Raw genomic sequence first — 21,732 nt, 5'->3', positions numbered from 1 at the left:
ACCATGAACGCACACACGACGAAGCCCGCGACGCACACGCCCGTACCGCTCGACCTGCCGCGGGACTATCCCGCGCCGGTCACGCCTCGCTACCGCAGGATGCGAAACGACATGCCCGTGCCCGCCGCGACGGCGGAGGCGGCCGGCGCGCGCGCGCGGCACGGCGGCTACGCGGAGGCGACGCTCTGGCTCGCGGCGCTCGGCATGACGCTCGCCCGCTACGCTGACCAGCGCAGCGTGCCGCTCGACCTGATCACGCACGCTGACGCACAGGGCGAACCGGCGCGCACGCGCCTGACGCTCGACGTCGCGCCGGACGCGCCGGCCGACGTGCTGCTGCGCGCGACCCGTGGCGCGCTCGACCAGCGCACGCCGCACGATCCCGAGCGCGCGCCTGCTCCGGTGACGGTGTCGTTCGTCAACTTGCCCGCCGATCTCGCCGAGGCGGCGCTGTCCGAGGCGGCGCTGGACGACGCCGACGCGCTGTTCGTCGACAGCGAGCTCAATTTCATGCTGATCCGCCGCGCGGACGCGCTGTTGCTCGAGTGCGAGTACGACGAGGATCGTTACGAAGCCGCGACGATCTCGGGCATGCTGACGAGCTGGCTTGGCGCGGCCACGGCGCTGCCGGACGCGGCGGCCGCGCCGGTCGGCGAGCTGCCGCTGTGGCCGGCGCATGCGCTCGCCGCATGGCGCGACACGCTCCGCGGCCCGGTGGCGGAGATACCCGATCTGACGGTCAGCGCGCTGATCCGTGCGGCCGCCGGGCGGACGCCGGACGCGATTGCTGTCGAAACGGCGACGCAGCGGCTAAGCTATCGCGAACTGCTGCAGCGCGCGGCGCGGGTCGCACGCGCGATTCGCGCACGCGGCATCCAGCCGGGCGAGCGCGTGGCGGTGTGCGTGGAGCGTCGCGTCGATTTGCTGAGCGCGCTGCTCGGCGTGATGACGGCCGGCTGCGCGTACGTTCCGCTGGACCCCGGCTACCCTGCCGCGCGACGCGATTTCATCCTGGAGAACGCCGACGTCCGGCTCGTGATCGCCGAAGCGGCAGCCGACGGTGCGCAGGCGCGTCCGCAGGTGGCGCTGGACGCGCTGCTGGAAGGCGTGCCGGGCGACGGCGCGGGCGCTGACTTCAGCGATGACGATCCTTCCGCGATCGCCTACCTGATCTACACGTCGGGCTCGACGGGCCAGCCCAAGGGCGTGCGCGTCGCGCATCGTGCGGCCGTCAACCTGCTGCTCGCGATGCACGAGCGCAGCGGCTTGCAGGTGGGCGAGACGTGGCTGGCCGTGACCACGCCGATGTTCGACATCGCGTTCGCGGAGCTGTTCGTGCCGCTCGTCGCCGGCGGGCGCGTGTGGCTTGCCAGCCGCGACGAAACGGCGGACCCGTTGGCGCTGGCGAGCCGGATTGACGCGGCGCAGGCGCGCGTGCTGCAAGCGACGCCGGCCACGTGGCGGATGCTGGTCGCCGCGCAATGGCGAGGCAAGCCCGACCTGACCGCCGTGTGCGGCGGCGAAGCGCTCGACGAGCCGCTCGCGCGCGCGCTGCGTCCGCTGGTGGGCCGCCTGTGCAACGTCTACGGGCCGACGGAGGCGACCGTGTGGGCGACCTGGCACGACGTGCGCGATCACGGCTTCGTGGCGATCGGCGCGCCGCTGCGCAACGTGCACCTGCATATCCTCGACGCGCATGGTGCGCCGGTGCCGCCCGGCGTGGCGGGCGAGCTGTACATCGGCGGCGAGGGCCTCGCCGATGGCTACCACGGCCGCGATTCGCTGACGCGGGAGAGGTTCGTCGAAGTGACGCTCGACGGCGATCGCGCGGTTCGGCTGTATCGCACCGGCGACCTGGTGCGGGCGAGCGCGAGCGGTGCGATCCGCTGGCTCGCGCGGCTCGACAACCAGGTGAAGCTGCGCGGCTTCCGGATCGAGCTGGGCGACGTCGAGGCCGCGTTGACTGCGCTGCCGGGCGTGCGCCAGGCGGTGGCCATCGTCGAACGCCTCGACGAGGACGACCAGCGGCTCGTCGCCTACGTGGTGCACGACGACGGCGCGGCCGCGGACCGCTCAGCGCAGTGGCGCGACGGCCTGCGCCGCACGCTGCCCGACTACATGATTCCAGCGGCGTTCGTGTCCATCGAGCGGGTGCCGCTGACCGACAACGGCAAGGTCGACCGCAACGCGCTGCCGGCGCTCGCCCGCGCGGTGTCGCCCGCGCCGCAGGCCGCGGCGCACGGATCGACGCTCGAACGCGTGCAGGCGATCTGGCGGGACGTGCTGCGCACGCCCGAGGTGGGCGTCGATGTCAATTTCTTCGATCTCGGCGGTCATTCGATGCTGCTGCTGCAGATGCAGCAGAAGATCGAGCAGGCGTTCGGGATGCGCGTGCCGCGCGTCGAGTTCTTCCGCAATCCGACGGTGGCCGGGCTGGCCGCCTATCTCGACGCGCACGGCCAGTCGGCCGTCGCCGCTGGCCGGCCGCGCGGACGCAGCCGGGGCGAGATGCCGGCGCGCTCGGCGAGCGTTGCCGTGGTCGGGATCGGGGTGCGGGTGCCGGGCGCGTCGAGCGTCGACGCGTTCTGGCGCAACCTGCGCGAAGGCGTGGAATCGCGCACGGAATTCAGCGAGGCCGAACTGCGCGCGGCGGGCGTCTCGCCTGCGCTGCTCGCCGATCCGAACTACGTGCGCGCGGGCTTCGTGCTCGACGACATCGACTTGTTCGACGCGACCTTCTTCGGCATGAGCCCGCGCGAAGCCGAGCTGCTCGATCCGCAGCAGCGGATCTTTCTCGAATGCGCGTGGCAGGCACTGGAAGATGCGGGCATCGATCCGCAGAAGGAGGGCGACGGGATTGGCGTATTTGCGGGAACGGACGCGAGCGGCTATCACAAGTCGGTACTCGCGCCGCTCGAGTCGGACTCGGCACCCGCGGCGGCCTTCCAGATCCGCATCAGCAACGAGAAGGATCACCTGCCGACGCGCGTCAGCTACCGGCTGAACCTGCACGGCCCGAGCGTCAACGTGCAGACGGCCTGCTCGACTTCGCTGGTCGCCGTGCACCTGGCTGCGCAAAGCCTGTTGCGCGGCGAGTGCGACGCGGCACTCGCCGGCGGGGTCAGCATTCACGTTCCGCATCGCATCGGCTACCTGTACCAGGAAGGGATGGTCGCGTCGCCCGACGGACACTGCCGCGCATTCGACCGACAGGGCGCGGGCACCGTGTTCGGCAGCGGCGCCGGCGTGGTCGTGCTGAAGCGGCTCGACGACGCGCTCGCGGCCGGGGACCGCATCTACGCGGTGGTGAAGGGGACGGCGATCAACAACGACGGCTCGGGCAAGGTCGGGTACACCGCGCCAAGCGTCGACGGCCAGGCAGCCGCGATCATGGAGGCGCACGCGGCGGCCGGCATCGATCCGCGCGCGATCGGCTATGTCGAGGCGCACGGCACGGCGACGCCGCTCGGCGATCCGATCGAGATCGCCGCGCTGACGCAGGCATTCCGCGCGTCGACCGCGGACACCGGCTTCTGCGCGATCGGCTCGGTCAAGACCAACATCGGGCACCTCGATCAGGCGGCGGGCGTCGCCGGGCTGATCAAGGCGGTCCTCACGGTATTTCACGGCGAGATCCCGCCGAGCCTGCACTGCACGCAGACCAATCCGGACATTCCGTTCGACGCAAGTCCGTTCTTCGTCAATACGCAGTTGCGCGCGTGGCGCCCCGAGGGCGGCGTGCGCGTGGCCGGCGTGAGTTCGATCGGGATCGGTGGCACGAATGCGCATGCGATCCTGGAATCGGCGCCGGAGGTGGTGCGGGAAGCTTCGGGCGCGGGTCGCGGCGCGCAGGTGCTGACGCTGTCGGCGCGCAGCGAGGAGGCGTTGCGCGCGCTGTCGACGCGCTATGCATCGTTCGTGGAGCAGGGCTCGGCGGATCTGGCGTCGATCTGCTACACGGCGAACACGGGGCGCAGCGCGTTCGAGCAGCGCGCGGCGTGGGTGGTGCGCGAGCGGGCGGAGCTGGTGTCGCGGCTGCGCGCGTTCGGCGAGGGCGGCGAGCAGCCGGCGCTGCTGCGCGGGGTGTACCGGAACCGCCGGCCGCGGGTGGCGATGCTGTTCACGGGCCAGGGCTCGCAATACGCGGGAATGGGGCGCGAGCTGTACGAGCGCGAGCCGGTGTTCCGGGCGGCGCTGGCCGAATGCGCGAGCCTGCTGGAGGGCGAGCTGGAGGTGGGGCTGCTGGAGGTGTTGTACGGGGCGTCGACGGCGCTGCTGGACCGCACGGACTACACGCAGCCGGCGCTGTTTGCGCTGGGGTATGCGCTGCGCCGGACGTGGGAGAGCTGGGGCGTGACGCCGCAGGTGGTGATGGGTCACAGCCTGGGCGAGTACATGGCGGCGCAGGCGGCCGGGGTGCTGACGCTGGAGGCGGGGCTGAAGCTGGTGGCGAGCCGCGGGCGGCTGATGCAGAGCCGTTGCGAAGGCGGGGCGATGCTGTCGGTGATGCTGGACGCGGCGACGCTGCGCGAGCGGCTGGCGGAGCAGGGCGGCGGGCTGGTGATCGCCGCGCTGAACGGGCCGTCGCAGCAGGTGGTGGCGGGGGCGTCGGCGCAGATCGAGGCGCTGCGTGCGCGGCTGGCGCAGGAAGGGGTACGCACGGACCTGCTGCCGGGCTCGCATGCGTTTCACTCACCGCTGGTGGAGCCGATGCTGGCGGCGTACGAGGCGGTGCTGAAGGCGACGCGGCTGTCGGCGCCGCAATTGCCGCTGGTGTCGAACGTGAGCGGCGCGGTGGCGGGGGCGGAAGTGGCGGCGGCGGGGTACTGGGTCGAGCATACGCGCGCGCCGGTGCGGTTCGGTCTTGGGATCGAGGCGCTGGCGGCGCAGGGCGTGGACGTGGTGCTGGAGATCGGCGCGCGTCCGACGCTGACGGTGCTGGCGCGGCAGACGCTGGGGCCGGACAGCGAGGTGGTGTCGCTGGCGAGCCTGCGCCCGGGGCGCGGGGAGGTCGAGCAGATGCTGGAGAGCGCGGCGGGGCTGCACGTGCGCGGCGCGGCGCTGGACTGGGCGTCGCTGCATCGCGTCGACCAGCCGGTCAAGGTCGCGTTGCCGACCTATCCGTTCCAGCGCAAGCGCTACTGGGTCGACGCGAGCCAGCACGCCGATGCGTCCGCGCACCGGCACGCGGCGTCCGACGAAGGCGGCCTGCACACGCTGCTCGGCCGGCGCCTGAAGCTGCCGCGTTCGACCGAGGTCCGCTTCGAGGCCGAATTCCGTCCGGATTGGCCTGCCTACGTGGACCACCATCGCCTGTTCGGTGCGATGGTCGTGCCCGGCGCGTCGCACATCGCGATGTTCCTGGCCGCCGCCGAGGCGGTCTACGGCGAAGCCGGCTGCGTCGTCGACGAAATCCTGTTCCTCCGGCCGTTCGTGATGCCCGAGGCCGGACGGCGCACGGTGCAGATCGTGATGCGGCCGGCGGCCGGCCAGTCGCATGCGATCGAGATGGTCACGCTCGCACCGCAACGCGATCCCGCCGACGACGCGGCGTGGACCCTCCACGTCGAGGCGCGCAGCATTCGAGGCCCGCGCGCGCTGCCGCCGGCCCCGGACGCATCGGAGCTGGACGCGGTCAAGGCGCGCTGCGCGGACTACCTGTCGGGCGCCGATTTCTATTCGAAAGTGTGGATTCCCGGCATGGACACGGGCAATTCGTTCCGCTGGATCGACGAGATCTGGCGGGGCGACGCGGAGGCGCTGTGCCGCACGCGTCTGCCGGCGCTGCTCGAACCGATCGACGGGCCGTTCCACGCGGGCCTCGTCGAATCCGGTTTCCAGCTGCTCAACAGCTGCTGGCAGTTCGCGACCGAGGAGCTGCTCAAGACCGACTACATCTACGTGCCGTTCAGCATCGACAGCTATCGCCTGTACGGCCGCCCCGCCACCGACCGGCTATGGGTCCATGCGCGGATCGTCCGGCAGGGCGAGGGCGAGGAGAACGGCGTGACCGCGGATATCCGGGTGTTCGAGGACTCGGGGCGCGTGATCGCGCATGTGCGCGGCTTCGAGGTGCGCCGCCTGCATCGGGGCGCGGTGCATGCGCTGTTGCAGGGCGACGGAACGGATCGCCTGTTCGCGACCCGCTGGCAGCGCCTCGACGATCTGGCGACGCCGCTGCTGCCGGCCGACGACTGCGTACTGGTCGCCGGCGACGGCGCTGGAACCGGCGCGGCGCTGGCCGCGCGGCTGCGCAGCGCGGGGGTGCGCTGCCTGCAGGTCGATGCGGCATCGCACACCGGCGACGACCTGAGCGTGCCGCTGGCCGATCCGGCGAGCGAGGCGGCATGGCGCGACACGCTGCGTGCGGTCGCGGCGCGTGCGGGCAAGGGCACCCTGCATGTCGTGGACCTGCGCGCGCTGGACTTCGGCGCCGAGGCCGACACGCCGGCCGATCCGCTCGCCGTCCAGGCGCAGCTGTGCGGTGGCGCACTCGCGCTCGTCGGCGCGCTGGCGCAGGTCGACAGGCCGGCTCGCTTGAGCTTCGTCACCGGGGGCGCGCAAGAGCTGGGCGGCACGCTGAACGTCGAGCGCGCGGCACAGGCGACGCTGACCGGGCTCTCGCGCGTGGTCGCGTCCGAGCATCCGGAATGGGGCTGCCGCACGATCGACCTGGATCCCGCGACGGCCGACCCGGCCGCCGCGCTGGCGCCGCTGCTGCACGCGGCGCCGGACGAATTGCAGCTCGCGCTTCGCGACGGCGCGGTGCATGCCGCCCGCCTTGGGCGAGCGAAGCCGGCCCGCCGGGACGTGCCGCCGCTGGAGCCGAACGGCAGCTACCTGATCACCGGCGGGCTGGGCGGGCTGGGCCTGCGCCTTGCGCAACAGCTCGCGCAGGCCGGCGTGAAGCGGCTCGTGCTGATGTCGCGCGGCGCCCCCGACGCCGCCGCGGCCGCCGCGATCGACGCGCTGCGCAAGCAGGGCTGCACGGTCGACCTGGCCCGCTGCGACGTCGCCGATCTCGAGGCGCTGCGCGCCGCATGGCACGAGACCGTGCTGTCCGGCCCGCTGCCGCTGAAGGGCATCTTCCACGCGGCCGGCGCGCTGCGCGACGGGGTGCTGGGCGGCCAGTCCTGGGCGGAGTTCGCGGTGCCGCTCCACGCGAAGGTCGCGGGCGCGCTCAACCTGCATGCGCTGAGCCTCGACGCGCCGCTCGACTGCTTCGTCTGCTTCTCGTCGATCAGCGCGCTGTTCGGCACCGCCGGGCAGGGCAGCTACGCGGCGGCTAACGCGTACCTCGACGCGCTCGTCGGCGCCCGCCGCACGCTCGGGCTGCCGGCCACGAGCATCCAGTGGGGGCCGTTCGCCGAAGTCGGGATGGCAGCCGCGCTCGATCGCGCGCATCGCGACAAGGCGGCCGCGCGCGGCCTGCAGGCGCTGTCGCCGGACGAGCTCCTCAAGCACGTCGAAGCGGCGCGGCGCGCCGACGCGGCCACGGTGGTGATCGGCAACGACGACTGGCAGCGCTACGCGCAGACCGAACCGTCCGAGGGCGTGCGCAAGCTGCTCGCCGACTGGTTCCCGAAGGAGGCGGCGGACGCCGCGCCCGCCGCGACCCACGACGAGCGCGACCGCTTCGACGCGCTGGCGCTGCCGGCCCTGCACGACGCGCTGGCGACCTATCTGCAGGCGCAGATCGCGGTGATGCTCGGCCGCACCGCCGAGGAGGTCGCGCCGACCCGCGGCTTCCTGGAGCTCGGGCTGGATTCGCTGGCCGCCGTCGAGTTTCGCAGCAAGGTGCAGCGCGACCTGCGGCTGTCGCTGCCGGCGACCTTCGCGTTCGACTACGGCAACGTCGAGCTCGGCGCCGACTTCCTGTTCGAGCGGCTGAAGGCGGAACGCGCACCGGCGGCGGACGAGCCGATGCCGGCGGCCGGGGCCGGGAGTCCGGGGCAGGCGGCGGGCGAGCCGGCGGACGACGTCGACGCGGAACTGGCGCGCCTCGAGGCGTCGCTGCGCCGCTGAGCATCACGCGCACAAACATGGGGACTTCAAGGTGACTACAACGCAGCAACGGATCGCGCAGGCGCTCAAGCTCGCGCGGGAGCGGGTCGAGGCGCTCGAGCGGGCCCGGCGCCAGCCGCTTGCGATTGTCGGCATCGGCTGCCGCTTTCCGCACGACGTCGCGGGCCCGGACGCGTTCTGGGACGTCCTGTCGAACGGCCGGGACGTGACGACGGAGATTCCGGCGGACCGCTGGGACGTCGAGCACTTCTTCGATCCCGATCCGGAGGCGCCGGGCAAGATGTACGTGCGGCGCGGCGGCTTCCTGGACGCGGTGGACAGCTTCGACCCGGCGTTCTTCGGCATCGCGGAGCGCGAGGCCGTGTCGCTCGATCCTCAGCAGCGGCTGCTGCTGGAAGTGGGCTGGGAAGCGCTCGAGCATGCCGGGATCGCGCCGAGCGCGGTGCGGGGGGCATCGTGCGGCGTCTTCATGGGCGTGAGCTGGCACGACTACGAGCGGCTCGCGTTCGGCCGCGACGCGCGGCGCGTCGATGCGTACGCGGGGCTCGGCAACACACCGAGCATCGCGGCGGGCCGGCTCGCCTACGTGCTCGGCGTCGAGGGGCCGACGATGCTCGTCGACACGGCGTGCTCGGCCAGCCTGGTCGCGGTCCACGAGGCGTGCCAGAGCCTGCGCATGGGCGAGTGCGACATGGCGCTCGCGGGCGGGGTCGCGTTGATGCTGTCGCCGCTGTCCACGGTGTTCTGCTGCAAGATCCGGGCGCTGTCGCCGACCGGCCGCTGTCACACGTTCGACGCGGCGGCCGACGGCTATCTGCGCGGCGAAGGGGCCGGCGTGATCGTGCTGAAGCGGCTCGACGACGCGCGCGCTAACGGCGACCGGATCCTGGCCGTGATTCGCGGCACGGCCATCAACCATGACGGCGCGAGCAGCGGGCTGACCGTGCCGAACGGCCGGGCGCAGGAGCGCCTGCTGGAAGCCGCGCTGAAGGATGCCGGCGTCGAGGCCGGCGCGATCGGCTACGTCGAGGCGCACGGCACGGGCACGCCGCTCGGCGACCCGATCGAGCTGGCCGCGCTGGCGAAGGTGTACGGGCGCGGGCGCACCGCGCAGCGGCCGCTGCTGGTCGGCTCGGTGAAAACCAACATCGGCCATCTGGAAGCCGCCGCGGGCATCGCGGGGCTGATCAAGTCGGTGCTGATGCTGCAGCACCAGCGGGTACCCGCGAGCCTCAACTTCACGAATCCGAACCCCCGCTTCGACTGGGCCGGCAGCGGGCTGGCGGTGCCGACGCGCCTGACGGAAAACGACGCGCCGCTGAAGATGATCGGTGTGAGTTCGTTCGGCTTCAGCGGCACGAATGCGCATGCGATCCTGGAATCGGCGCCGGAGGTGGTGCGGGAAGCTTCGGGCGCGGGTCGCGGCGCGCAGGTGCTGACGCTGTCGGCGCGCAGCGAGGAGGCGTTGCGCGCGCTGTCGACGCGCTATGCATCGTTCGTGGAGCAGGGCTCGGCGGATCTGGCGTCGATCTGCTACACGGCGAACACGGGGCGCAGCGCGTTCGAGCAGCGCGCGGCGTGGGTGGTGCGCGAGCGGGCGGAGCTGGTGTCGCGGCTGCGCGCGTTCGGCGAGGGCGGCGAGCAGCCGGCGCTGCTGCGCGGGGTGTACCGGAACCGCCGGCCGCGGGTGGCGATGCTGTTCACGGGCCAGGGCTCGCAATACGCGGGAATGGGGCGCGAGCTGTATGAGCGCGAGCCGGTATTCCGGGCGGCGCTGGACGAATGCGCGAGCCTGCTGGAAGGCGAGCTGGAGGTAGGGCTGCTGGAGGTGCTGTACGGGGCGTCGACGGCGCTGCTGGACCGCACGGACTACACGCAGCCGGCGCTGTTTGCGCTGGGGTATGCGCTGCGCCGGACGTGGGAGAGCTGGGGCGTGACGCCGCAGGTGGTGATGGGTCACAGCCTGGGCGAGTACATGGCGGCGCAGGCGGCCGGGGTGCTGACGCTGGAGGCGGGGCTGAAGCTGGTGGCGAGCCGCGGGCGGCTGATGCAGAGCCGTTGCGAAGGCGGGGCGATGCTGTCGGTGATGCTGGACGCGGCGACGCTGCGCGAGCGGCTGGCGGAGCAGGGCGGCGGGCTGGTGATCGCCGCGCTGAACGGGCCGTCGCAGCAGGTGGTGGCGGGGGCGTCGGCGCAGATCGAGGCGCTGCGTGCGCGGCTGGCGCAGGAAGGGGTACGCACGGACCTGCTGCCGGGCTCGCATGCGTTTCACTCACCGCTGGTGGAGCCGATGCTGGCGGCGTACGAGGCGGTGCTGAAGGCGACGCGGCTGTCGGCGCCGCAGTTGCCGCTGGTGTCGAACGTGAGCGGCGCGGTGGCGGGGGCGGAAGTGGCGACGGTGGAGTACTGGGTCGAGCATACGCGCGCGCCGGTGCGGTTCGGTCTTGGGATCGAGGCGCTGGCGGCGCAGGGCGTGGACGTGGTGCTGGAGATCGGCGCGCGTCCGACGCTGACGGTGCTGGCGCGGCAGACGCTGGGGCCGGACAGCGAGGTGGTGTCGCTGGCGAGCCTGCGCCCGGGGCGCGGGGAGGTCGAGCAGATGCTGGAGAGCGCGGCGGGGCTGCACGTGCGCGGCGCGGCGCTGGACTGGGCGTCGCTGCATCGCGTCGAGCGGCCGGTCAAGGTCGCGTTGCCGACCTATCCGTTCCAGCGCAAGCGCTACTGGGTCGAACCGGACGATGCCGAGACCGCGGGCGGTGCGCCTGGCATCGCGGCGTCCGGGCTCGGCGCGCGCGTCGACGTCGCGGACGGCTCGACCGTGTTCGAGCAGCGTTGCAGCGCGCGCAGCCACGCGTTCCTGCGCGACCACCGCCTGTCCGGGGCGATCCTGGTGCCGGGCAGCTTCTACCTGAGCCTCGCGCTCGAGGCGTGCGATGCGCTGGGCGACGGCGTCGCGACGGGCGTGCGCGACGTGGTGTTGAGCGCGCCGCTGCGCCTCGCCGAGGACGAGACCCGGGTGATCCAGCTGGTCGTCTCCGCGCCGGCGAATGGTGGGAGGCGCTTCGCGATCCACAGCCGGGGCGACGCCGCGCGCGCAGAAGCGGGCTGGACCGAGCATGCGCGCGGCGAGCTGGCGCCGGTCGCGCGCGAAGCCGGCGCGCTGCCGTTCGACGCCGCCGACGACGCGCTCGTCGGGCAGCTGGGCGGCGATGCGCTGCGCGCGCAATTCGCGCGGCGCGGGCTGGGCTACGGCGGCAGTTTCCAGGCGCTCGCCGACGTGCGTCACGGCGCGCATCGCGCCGAGGCGACCCTGCTCGATCAAGGGACGACGAACGGGCTCACGGTGCATCCCGGGCTGCTCGACGCGGCGCTGCAGGCAACCGCCGCGTGCCTCGTCTATCAACTGCGCGACGGGGCCTTCGTGCCGCTCGCGTTCGACGAGGTCGTGCTGTCGCGTGACACCCGGCCGTTTGCCGCGTCGCGGGTGGCCGTCTGGCTGGACCGCGATGGCGACGCGCAGCCGGACACGATCCGCGCGACGCTGCGCCTCTTCGCGGACGACGGCGCGCCGGTGATGGAGGTGCGCGGCATGACGCTGCGCCGCCTCGCGGAACCGGCGGCCGCGGCGCCCGAAGCGGCGGAGCCGACCGAGCATGCGATCGAATGGACGCCGGTCGACGCAGCCGTTGGGCCGGACGATCCAGCAGGCGTCTGGCTGCTGGTCGGCGCGCCCGCGCGCTGCGCCGCGCTCGAGGCAAGGTTCGCGCGCGGCGGCGCCGACGTGACGCTCGTGCGCGTCGACGAGGCGGCGGGGCGCGACGCGATCGCCGCGGCATTGCGCGACGCGCCCGGCCCGTTGCGGGGCGCGCTGCGCGTCGTGCCGGAGCTGGACGTCGCGGCGGGCAGCACGGCGATCGCCGGCGTGGCCGCGCGCGTCGGCGCATTGGCCGTCGCGCTCGCCGCTGCGCCGCTGGCGCCGGGTTTCAAGCTGTGGCTCGTGACCGCGGGCGCGTGGTCGCCGGCCGACGATCCGGAGCCGGGCGTGCCGGCGGCCGGCGCGATCGCGGCGCTGGGTCGCACGCTCGCGGTCGAGTACCCGGACCTGCGCTGCACCAACGTCGATCTGGCGCGCGGCCTGCCGGACGACGCGGCGGCGGACGCGCTGTGGCCGGAGCTGTGGCGCACCGACGGCGAGACCGATGTGTGCCTGCGTGCGCGCCGCTACGCGCTGCGGCTGCGGGTGGCCGCCGGCGACGACAGCCTGGCCGTGCCGACCGCGGCGTCGTACCGGCTCACGGCGGCGGCCGATGGCCGGCTGGAGTCGCTGGCGCTGGCCGCCTGCGCGGCGCCGCAGCCGGGACGCGGGGAGGTCGCGATCGCGGTGCGCGCCGCCGGCCTCAATTTCCGCGACGTGCTGCGCGTGCTCGGCAAGCTGCCGGCGAGCGCGAGCGGCATCGGCGGCGAGTTGAGCGGCGTGGTTACCGCGATCGGTGATGGCGTGACGACGCTGCGGGTCGGCGACCGCGTGATGGCGATGGCCGACGGGAGCTTCGCGTCGCATGCGGTCGTCGATGCCCGCTACGTCGCGCGGATGCCCGACGACTGGTCGTTCGAGGCGGCGGCCACGGTGCCTGTCGCTTTCCTGACCGCGCATTACGCGCTGACGACGCTCGGCGGTCTCGCGCGCGGCCAGCGCATCCTGATTCACGCCGCCGCCACGGGCGTCGGCCTCGCGGCGGTCCAGCTGGCGCAACGCATGGGCGTGCAGGTGTTCGCCACCGCGAGCGCGGGCAAGCGCGGCGTGCTGGAGCGGCTGGGCGTCGAGCATCGCTTCGATTCGCGCAGCCTGGGCTTCGCCGACGAGATTCTCGCGAGCACCGGCGGCCGCGGCGTCGACGCCGTGCTCAACGCGCTGACCGGCGACTTCATCCCGGAAAGCCTGCGCGCGCTCGGCCCGTCGGGCGTCTTCCTGGAAATGGGCAAGGCGGAGATCTGGCCGCCGGAGCGCGTCGCCGCGCATCATCCGGGCGCGCGCTACCTGCCTTTCGACATCGCCGACGTGCCGGGCGAACGGATCGAAGCGCTGTTTGGCGAACTGCAGGCGATGTTCGCGCGCGGCGAGTTGCAGCCGCTGCCGCGCACGGTCCATCCGCTGCGCGACGCGCGCGCGGCGTTCCGCACGATGGCGCAGGGCCGTCACGTGGGCAAGGTCGTGCTGCGCGTCGCGGACGATGACGGCGACGCGTTGCCGGCCGGCGCGACCTACCTCGTCACGGGCGCCAGCGGCGCACTCGGCCGGGAAGCCGCGCAATGGCTGGTCGAGCGTGGCGCCCGGCACCTGTTGCTGACCTCCCGAACCCGCGACGCAGCGCTCGACGCGCTGCTCGAACACCTGTCGGCGCGCGGCGTACGGTGCGGCTGGACGCCTGCCGACATCGGCGTCGAGGCGGATGTCGATAGCCTGTTCGCCGCGCTCGCGGACGGCTGGCCGCCGCTGCGGGGCGTGCTGCATGCCGCCGGCACGCTCGACGACGCGCCGCTGAGCGCGCTCGACGAGCCGCGCTATGGCCGCGTGATCGCGCCCAAGGCGGACGGTGCGCGCTGGATTCATGAGCGGACCAGTGGGGTGCCGCTGGACTTCTTCGTCGTCTACTCGTCGATTGCATCGGCGCTCGGCGCAGCGGGCCAGGGCAACTACGCGGCGGCCAACGGCTATCTCGACGCGCTGGTCCAGTACCGCCGCCGCCTCGGCCTGCCGGCCCTCGCTGTCAACTGGGGCGGCTGGAGCGGGGCCGGCATGGCGGGTTCGATGGAGGCCGCCGCGCTGCGCCGGCTGCGCGCGCAAGGTCAGTTCCTGCTAAAGCCGGCGAGCGGCATGGCCAGCCTCGCGCGGCTGCTGAACGCGCCCGACAGCCAGGTCGCGGTGATCGCGGCCGACTGGGCGACGGTCGCGCAGACGCGCGCCGTGCGCCCGTCGCTGCTGGCGGACGTGGGCAACCCTTCGGCCGCGCCGTCGCCGGCGGCCGCCGCGCCGGGGCGCGACGTCGATCCGCGCATGCTGGTCGAGCAGGCGGTGCGCAAGGTGACGGGCACTCGGCCGTCGACGCGACTCGACGTGCAGATGCCGTTGCGCGAGCTGGGCCTCGATTCGCTGATGGCGATGGAACTGCGCAACGAGCTATGCGCGCTCACGGGGCGGCGCCTGGCGCCGACGATAGCGTTCGACTACCCGAGCATCGTGGCGCTCGCCGCGCATCTCGCCGCGCTGGCGGACGAGGCGGGCAAGACGGCCGCAGCGGCCGCTCCGGCGGCGGCCGCGCGCCGCGATGTGCAGGACGAGGCCGCGCCGGCCGCGCGGACCGACCTGTCCGCGGACGAACTGGTCGCCCGGCTCGAACGGGAAATCTCTGCATTGGAAGGACATCTGTGATGACGGCATTGGGTGCTGATTCTTCGCTGTTGCGCGCGCTGTCGGCGCTCGAACGCAGCCGGCTCAAGCTGGAGGCGGTCGAGCGCGAGCGCTCGGAGCCGATCGCGATCGTCGGGGCGGCTTGCCGACTGCCGGGCGGCGTCGTCGATCTCGACAGTTACTGGGCGTTGCTGGCAAGCGGCGGCGATGCGGTATCCGGACTGCCGGAGGCGCGCTGGAACGCCCCGGGCCTGTTCGACCGGAATCGCAACGCGGCGGGCAAGGTCTACAGCGACGCGATGGCCGTGCTGGACGGCGCGGACCGCTTCGATCCTGCCGCGTTCGGCCTCTCCGCGCGGGAGGCGGAGCGCATGGAGCCGCAGCAGCGGCAACTGCTCGAAGTGTCTTACGAGGCGCTCGACCACGCGGGGCTGGACATCGACGGCTTGCGCGGCAGCGACACCGCCGTCTACGTCGGGATCTGCGCGAACGATTTCGTGCACCGGTTCGCGACCGAGTCCGCCGACACCTACTCGGCAACCGGCGCGTCGCTCGCGACCGCGTCCGGGCGGCTCGCCTACACGTTCGGCTTCCAGGGGCCGGCGCTCAGCATCGACACCGCCTGCTCGTCGTCGCTGGTCGCGCTGCACCTGGCGTGCCAGGCGCTGCGCAAGGGCGAGACGCGCATCGCGCTCGCGGGCGGCGTGCATGTGAGCGCCGGCCCGGAATCCTCGGTGGCGCTCGCGAAGCTCAATGCGCTTTCGCCGAGCGGCCGGTGCCGTGCGTTCTCGGCGGACGCGGACGGCTACGTGCGCGGCGAAGGCTGCGTCGTGCTGGTCCTGAAACGCCTGGGCGACGCGCTGCGGGATGGCGATCGGATCCTCGCGTCGGTGCGCGAGACGGCGCTCAACCAGGACGGGCGCAGCAACGGTCTGACCGCGCCAAATCGGCTCGCGCAGACCGAGCTGCTGCGCGCGTGCCTGTCGCGCGCGAAGCTGAGGCCGAGCGACGTCGGCTACCTGGAGGCGCACGGCACCGGGACCGAGCTGGGCGATCCGATCGAGCTCTCCGCTGCGGCGGCGGCCTACGGCATCGACCGCGCGTCGCCGCTGTGGGTCGGCTCCGCGAAGACCAACATCGGTCACCTCGAAGCGGGCGCGGGGCTGGCCGGGCTGCTGCGCGCGGTGCTCGCGCTGCGGCACGCGACGATTCCGCCGAACCTGCACCTGAACGGACTCAATCCGCATTTCGACTGGGAGGCGGAGCGCCTGCAGGTGCCGACGGCGCTCACGCCGTTTCCGCTCAACCCGTCCGGCAGCCGGATCGCGGGCGTCAGCTCGTTCGGCTTCAGCGGCACGAACGCGCACGCGCTCATCGAGCAGGCGCCGACGCCCGCCGAGGCCGCCGCACCTTTGCCCGGCGATGCGGATGCCGTGTTCCTGAGCGCCGCCTCGGAGGCGGGGCTGCGGGACCAGGCGCGGCGCTTCGCGCGCCGTCTCGCCGAGGCGCCCGCCCAGTGGCGCGAGCTCTGCCACACGGCGCGCGCGCGGCGCAATCCGGGCGCGCTGCGCATCGCGGCCGCGGGCCGCGACGCGGCCGAACTCGCGGCGCAGCTGAACGCGTTCGCGGACGGCGCGGCGCCCGCGGAAGTCGTGCGCGGCGAGCGGCTGCCCGGCGAGCGCGGCGTCGTCGCGGTGTTTTCCGGGCAGGGCGCGCAATGGGGCGGGATGGGGCGCGAGCTTTACGCGACGAGCCCCGCGTTCGCCCGTGCGTTCGACGAATGCGCGCAGGCGGTCGAGCGCCATTCGGGGCGCGTGATGCGCGATGCGCTCGCCGCCGGCGAAGCGGCCTTCGCGGCGCTTGACGCGGCCACCGTCCAGCCGCTGCTGTTCTCGGTCGCGGTCGCGCTGGCCGCCCACCTGCGCGCGCTCGGCGTGCGCTTCGACGCGGTCGTCGGGCAGAGCATGGGCGAGGTGAGCGCGGCGGCCGTCGCCGGCGCGCTGTCGATCGACGATGCCGCGAGCATCATGTGCGAGCGCAGCCGTCTCGGCGTCACGGCGAAGGGCGGGGCGATGGCGATGCTCGCGATGAGCCGCGCGGAGGTCGAGGCGCAGGTCGCGGCCGAAGGCCGCGCCGTGACCCTCGCCGCCTGCAACGGTCCGGCGTCGACACTCGTGTCCGGCGAGGAAGCCGAGATCGACGCGCTCGTCACCGCGTGGCAGGCGCGCGGCGTGTTCTGCCGCAGGCTGCGGGTCGACTACGCGTCGCACAGCGCGTTCATGGAGCCGCTGCTCGCGCCGCTGAAGGCAGCGGTGGCCGCCATCTCGCCGCGCGCGGCGGAGATCCCGCTGTATTCGACGGTGACGGCCGACGAGATCGACGGCGCGACGCTGACGCCCGACTACTGGGCCGCCAATCTGCGGCAGCCGGTGCTGCTCTACCCGACGCTCGAAAAACTGATCGCGCGCGGCTACCGGCTGTTCCTGGAAATCTCGCCGCGTCCGGCGCTGAGCGCCTCCATCGAGGATGCGCTGGCGCAGGCGGGCGTCGACGGCTGCGTCGCGTGCGCGATGAACGACGACGCCCCGCAGGGGCGTACGGCGTTGCTGGCCGCCGGCCGGCTGTTCGCGCACGGCGCGCGTGTCGACGTCGAGCGCACGCCAAGCCGGGTGGCCGAGATTCCGCCGCGCAGCTGGGAGCATGTCGAGTTTCCGCTGCCCGCCTATCGGCGCGCGGCGGGCGCGGACGGGCACACCGACGCGATCCTCGGCGCCGCGCGCGCGATCGCGGGCCAGGCCGGCACCATGGTGGCCGACGGCGGGCTGGGCGTGGGGCACCCGCTCGTCGCGCAGCATCGCGTCGACGGCAGCGCGCTGCTGCCGGGCGCGGGGTTCCTGCGGCTGGCGCTGCAGGCCGCGCTGGCGCGCTGGCCGGAGCAGGATCTCGCGGTCACCGACGTCGTGTTCCGGCAGGTGCTGGCATTGCCCGACGACGCGACCGAGCCGCGGCCGTTGCAACTCGTGCTGGTCGACGAATCGCCCGACGCGGCCGGCTGGCGCGTGAGCAGCCGAGACAGCGAGGGCGACGACCACTGGGTCGAGCATGCGGGCGGCCGCGTGACCCGCGCGAGCGGCCCGGCGGATGACGGCGCCCAGCCGGGGTTCGCCGACGCGCAGGCGCGCATGCGCGACGAGGTCGACGGCGCGACGCTGTATGACGCGCTCGACGGGATGGGGCTGCAATACGGCCCGCGGTTTCGCTGCGTCGAGCGGCTCTGGTGGGCGGACGACGCGTTCGTCGCGCGGCTGTCCGACGGCGGCGCCGCGCAGCCGGACGCCTTCAGCCTCGATGCGTGCCTGCACGGGCTGGCGTGGCTCGGCTGCCGGCACGGCGAGCCGGCCCGGGTGCCGGTCTCCGTCGAACGGGTGACGATCGCCGCCGGCGCGGGCGCGCCCGCCTGGGTGCATGGGGTGCGTGCGCTCGACGGCGACGCGTCGACGGCCGATCTGGTCGTGTGGGACGCGGCGGGCCGCGTGGTGGCGCGGATCGTCGGGCTGCGCGCGCTGAGCCCCGATCGCGCCGATGCGGCGCTGCCCGCGCAGGGCCGCTGGCTGCACGGCCAGGCATGGATCGAGCAGCCGCTGCCGGCCGAGTTGCAAGCCGAGCCGCGCGACTGGTTGATCGTCGCCGCCTGCCGCGACGCATCCGGCGCGTGGCTGGAGCGGTTGCAGGCGCGTCTCGGTGGCGCGGCGCTGCTGCTGCGCTGGACGCCCGGCGACGGTTCGCCGTTTCCGGCGGTCGCATTGCGCGCGTGGGCGGAATCAGAGGCACACGGGACGCGCTCGATCGTCTGGATCGGCGACAGCGTCGAGCGCGCGCTCGCGGGCGACGACGGCGGCGAGCCGGCGATCCGGGCGAGCATCGATGCGCTCGGCCTCGTTCAGGCCATGCTTGCCGTGTTCGACGGCCGCGAGGCGCCGCGCCTGAGCTTCGTGTCGGCCGGCGCGCAGGCAGTCGCCGGCCAGTCCGCGCCGGCTCGCGCGGCGCTGGGCGATGCCGGCCTCTGGGGGCTGGCGCGCGCGCTGTCGGCGGAGCACGCGGAATGGCGCGTGCGTTGCATCGACGTCGATCCGGGCGACGCGCACGCGCAGGCGGAGCGGCTGGCCGACGAGCTCGCCGGCGGGTCCGCCGAAACGGAAGTCGCGCTGCGCGCGGCGCGCTGGGTCGGCAGGCTGGCGCGCCGGCCGCTCGGCGAAGAGCGCGAGCCGGGCGAGCGCCTGGCCGACGAACCCTATCGCGTCGAGATCGACCGCCCGGGCGTGCTGGGTTCGATGAAGCTGCGGGCGACGCCGCGCGTCGCGCCGCAGGCCGGCGAGGTGGAGATCGAAATCGACGCGGCCGCGCTCAATTTCGCGGACGTGATGCGTGCAATGGGCTTCTTCCTCGCCGACGGCGAGCGCTCCGTCGCGCTCGGCAGCGAATGCGCCGGGGTCGTGTCGCGCGTCGGCCCGGGCGTGTCGGCCGTGCAGGTCGGGCAGCGGGTGGTCGCGATCGGCGCGCACTGCTTCGCGAGCCACGCGTGCGTCGACGCGGCGCTGGTGGCGCTGCAGCCCGACACGCTGTCGGCGGCGCAGGCGGCCGCGTTGCCGATCGCGTCGATGACCGCGTGGTACGCGCTGAAGGAAGTCGCGTCGCTGCGCGCGGGGCAGCGTGTGCTGATCCATTCGGCGACGGGCGGCACCGGGCTGGCGGCCGTGCAGCTCGCGCTGTCGCTCGGCGCGGAGGTGATCGCGACGGCCGGCAGCGAGGCCAAGCGGCAGTTGCTGCGCGAGCTCGGCGTGCGACACGTGTTCGATTCCCGCAACGCGACGTTCGAGCGCGCGACGCTCGACGCGACCGGCGGGCGCGGGGTCGACGTGGTGCTCAATTCGCTCGCGGGTGCGGCGATCGAGCAGAACCTGCGGGTGCTGGCCGCCGACGGCTGGTTCCTCGAGCTGGGCAAGCGCGACATCTACGAGGACGGCCGGCTGCCGATGCGCCACTTCAAGAAGCGGCTCCGCTTCGTGGCGATCGACCTGGGCGGCTTGCAGCGGGAACGGCCCGAGCAGTTCGCCGCGCTGTTCCGGCGGGTGCTGGACGCGTTCGCGCAGGGCGAGCTCGCGCCGCTGCCGACCACGGTGCTGCCGGTGTCCCGCGCCGCCGAGGCGTTTCAGCGAATGGCGGCGGCGCAGCACGTCGGCAAGCTGGCGCTGACCATGCAGGATCCCGAACTTGTCGTCGCCGAGCCGAGCGGGCCCGCGCCGCTGCTGCGCGGCACCCACCTGATCACGGGCGGTACCGGTGGCCTCGGCGCGGCGCTCGCGGGCTGGCTGGTCGAGAACGGCGCGCGGCGGATCGTGCTGATGGGGCGCTCGGCCGCGGGCGAGGCGGCGCAGGCGCAGGCCGAGCAATTGCGGCGGCAGGGCGCCGAAGTGCGAACGGTCGCGATCGACGTGGCGTCGCGCGCTGATCTCGCACGCGAGCTCGACGCGATCGACGCCGATTTCGGTCCGCTGCGCGGTGTGTATCACCTGGCCGGCGTGCTGAGCGACGGTCTGGTCGACACCCAGACGCCGGACGCGTACCGGCGCGTGCTGGGCCCGAAGGCCGACGCCGCGTGGCACCTGCACGAGCTGACCGCCGGGCGCGCGCTCGATCATTTCGTCCTCTATTCGTCGGCGGCAGCCTTGCTGCCTTCGCCGTCGCAAACGAGCTATGCCGCGGCGAACGCGTGCCTCGACGCGCTCGCCGCGTGGCGGCGCGCGCAGGGCCTGCCGGCGCTCAGCCTCCAGTGGGGGCCGTTCTCGGACGCCGGGCTCGCGGCGGCCCGCAGTGAGCGAGGCGCGCGCCTCGCGGAGCGTGGCGCGGCCAGCCTGACGACCGGCGAGTCGCACCGCTACCTCGGCGTGCTGATGAAGCGCGACGAGCCGGTGGTCGGCGTGTTCCCGTTCGACGCCGAGCGCTGGCTCGACGCGTCGCCCACGGTGGCAGTGCAGCCGCGCTTCGACATGGTGCGCGGCGGCGCGGCCGCGCGGCCCGGCAACGGCGCGACGCAGGCGCGCCTCAAGGACGCGCCGCCGGCGATGCGGCGCGAGCTGATCCAGGCCCTGTTGCGCCGGCACGCCGCCGCGGTGCTGCGGGTGCCGGAAGCCGCGCTGACGCCCGCGATGACCTTCCCGCAGGCCGGGCTGGATTCGCTGACGGGCCTCGAGCTGCGCAACCGGATCGAGAGCGAAGTCGGCCTGCCGCTGTCGTCCGCGGTGCTGTGGCGCCATCCGACGGTCGACGCGCTCGCCGAGTTCCTGACGCAGCAGCTCGGCGCATCGAATCTTCCGGCCGACGCGCCGCCGCCGGCGCAGCCCGTCGCCGCCCCACCTCCGGCGCCAGCGGCGGACGCGGGCAAGTGGTTTCTCGTGCCGCGGCCGTCGCGCGCGCCGCGTCTGCGGATCTTCTGCATCCCGTTCCTGGGCGGCCTGGGCTCGGTGTTTTCCGGCTGGGTCCGGCACTTGCCCGAGGAGATCGAATTGCAGGCGCTGCAGCTGCCGGGCCGGCCGCCGCGCCACGCCGAAGCGGCGTATTCCAGTTATCCGGAGCTGGTCGACGCGTTGCGCGATGCGCTGCTGCCGCGCCTCGACGCCCCGTACGCGATCTACGGGCACAGCCTCGGCGCGCTGCTGGCGTTCGGGCTCGCGCATGCGTTGCGCGACGCGGGCGCGCCCGCGCCGGAGCACCTGTTCCTGGCCGCGTATCCGGCGCCGCACCTGCACAACCCCGTCGGCGACATCGCGGGCCTGCCGGAAGCGGAATTCATCGAGGGGCTGAAGCGCCTGCGCGGCATTCCGGAGCAGGTCCTCGCGGATAGCGAGCTGCTGAACGTGTTCCTGCCCAGCCTGCGGGCCGAGATCGCGCTGCTGAACTCCTATGCGCACGAGGCGCGCACGCCGCTGGCGGTTCCCGCGACGATCCTCGGCGGCACGCACGACCACGTCGTGACCGCTGCCGAGATCGATGCGTGGCGGCAGCACTTCGCGGGCGCGGTCGACGTGCGCGAGATCGACGGCGGGCATTACTTCGTGAAGGACGCGCCCCGCAGCGTGGTCGACGTGGTGCTGGCGCGGCTCGCGCTGGCCCAGCCGGCCTGACGTACGTGACGTGCGCCCGGCCGGGGCTGGCGGGCGCACCCGAATTGCAGGCGAACGCTGCCGTTCGTGCGGAGCGGCGGCGGGGGAAAGCGATCCGCACATTCATGACCAAGGAGA

At 73.6% G+C, this 21,732-nt stretch carries 3 protein-coding genes; all 3 read left to right on the top strand.

What is annotated here, in order from left to right; translation table 11 throughout:
- The first annotated feature begins 3 nt into the window (after positions 1-3).
- Genes WT26_RS02460 through WT26_RS02450 form a run of 3 tightly spaced genes read left to right on the top strand, consistent with a single transcriptional unit; the run spans position 4 to position 21,615 of the window.
- Positions 4-8,025: a type I polyketide synthase gene (locus WT26_RS02460; protein WP_069269629.1), complete on the top strand. Its 8,022-nt coding sequence runs from the start codon at positions 4-6 to the stop codon at positions 8,023-8,025.
- Positions 8,026-8,056: 31 nt separating this feature from the next.
- On the top strand, positions 8,057-14,455 hold the full coding sequence (locus WT26_RS02455) for a type I polyketide synthase (protein ID WP_069269628.1): 6,399 nt from the start codon (positions 8,057-8,059) through the stop codon (positions 14,453-14,455).
- Entirely contained in the window at positions 14,455-21,615 is a 7,161-nt protein-coding gene (locus WT26_RS02450; protein WP_080485600.1) for a type I polyketide synthase, read from the top strand. The genes WT26_RS02455 and WT26_RS02450 overlap by 1 nt, the downstream gene beginning before the upstream one ends.
- Positions 21,616-21,732: the final 117 nt, after the last annotated feature.

The sequence above is a fragment of the Burkholderia cepacia genome (assembly GCF_001718835.1).
Classification (GTDB): Bacteria; Pseudomonadota; Gammaproteobacteria; order Burkholderiales; family Burkholderiaceae; genus Burkholderia; species Burkholderia cepacia_F.
The sequence above is the reverse complement of the archived record's forward strand: the minus strand, read 5'-3'. Positions and strand labels throughout refer to the sequence as shown.

What these genes read in the sequence shown, in the direction of transcription:
- WT26_RS02460 (WP_069269629.1), top strand. Translation starts at nt 4, where the DNA reads ATGAACGCACACACGACGAAGCCCGCGACGCACACGCCCGTACCGCTC.
- WT26_RS02450 (WP_080485600.1), top strand. Translation starts at nt 14,455, where the DNA reads ATGACGGCATTGGGTGCTGATTCTTCGCTGTTGCGCGCGCTGTCGGCG.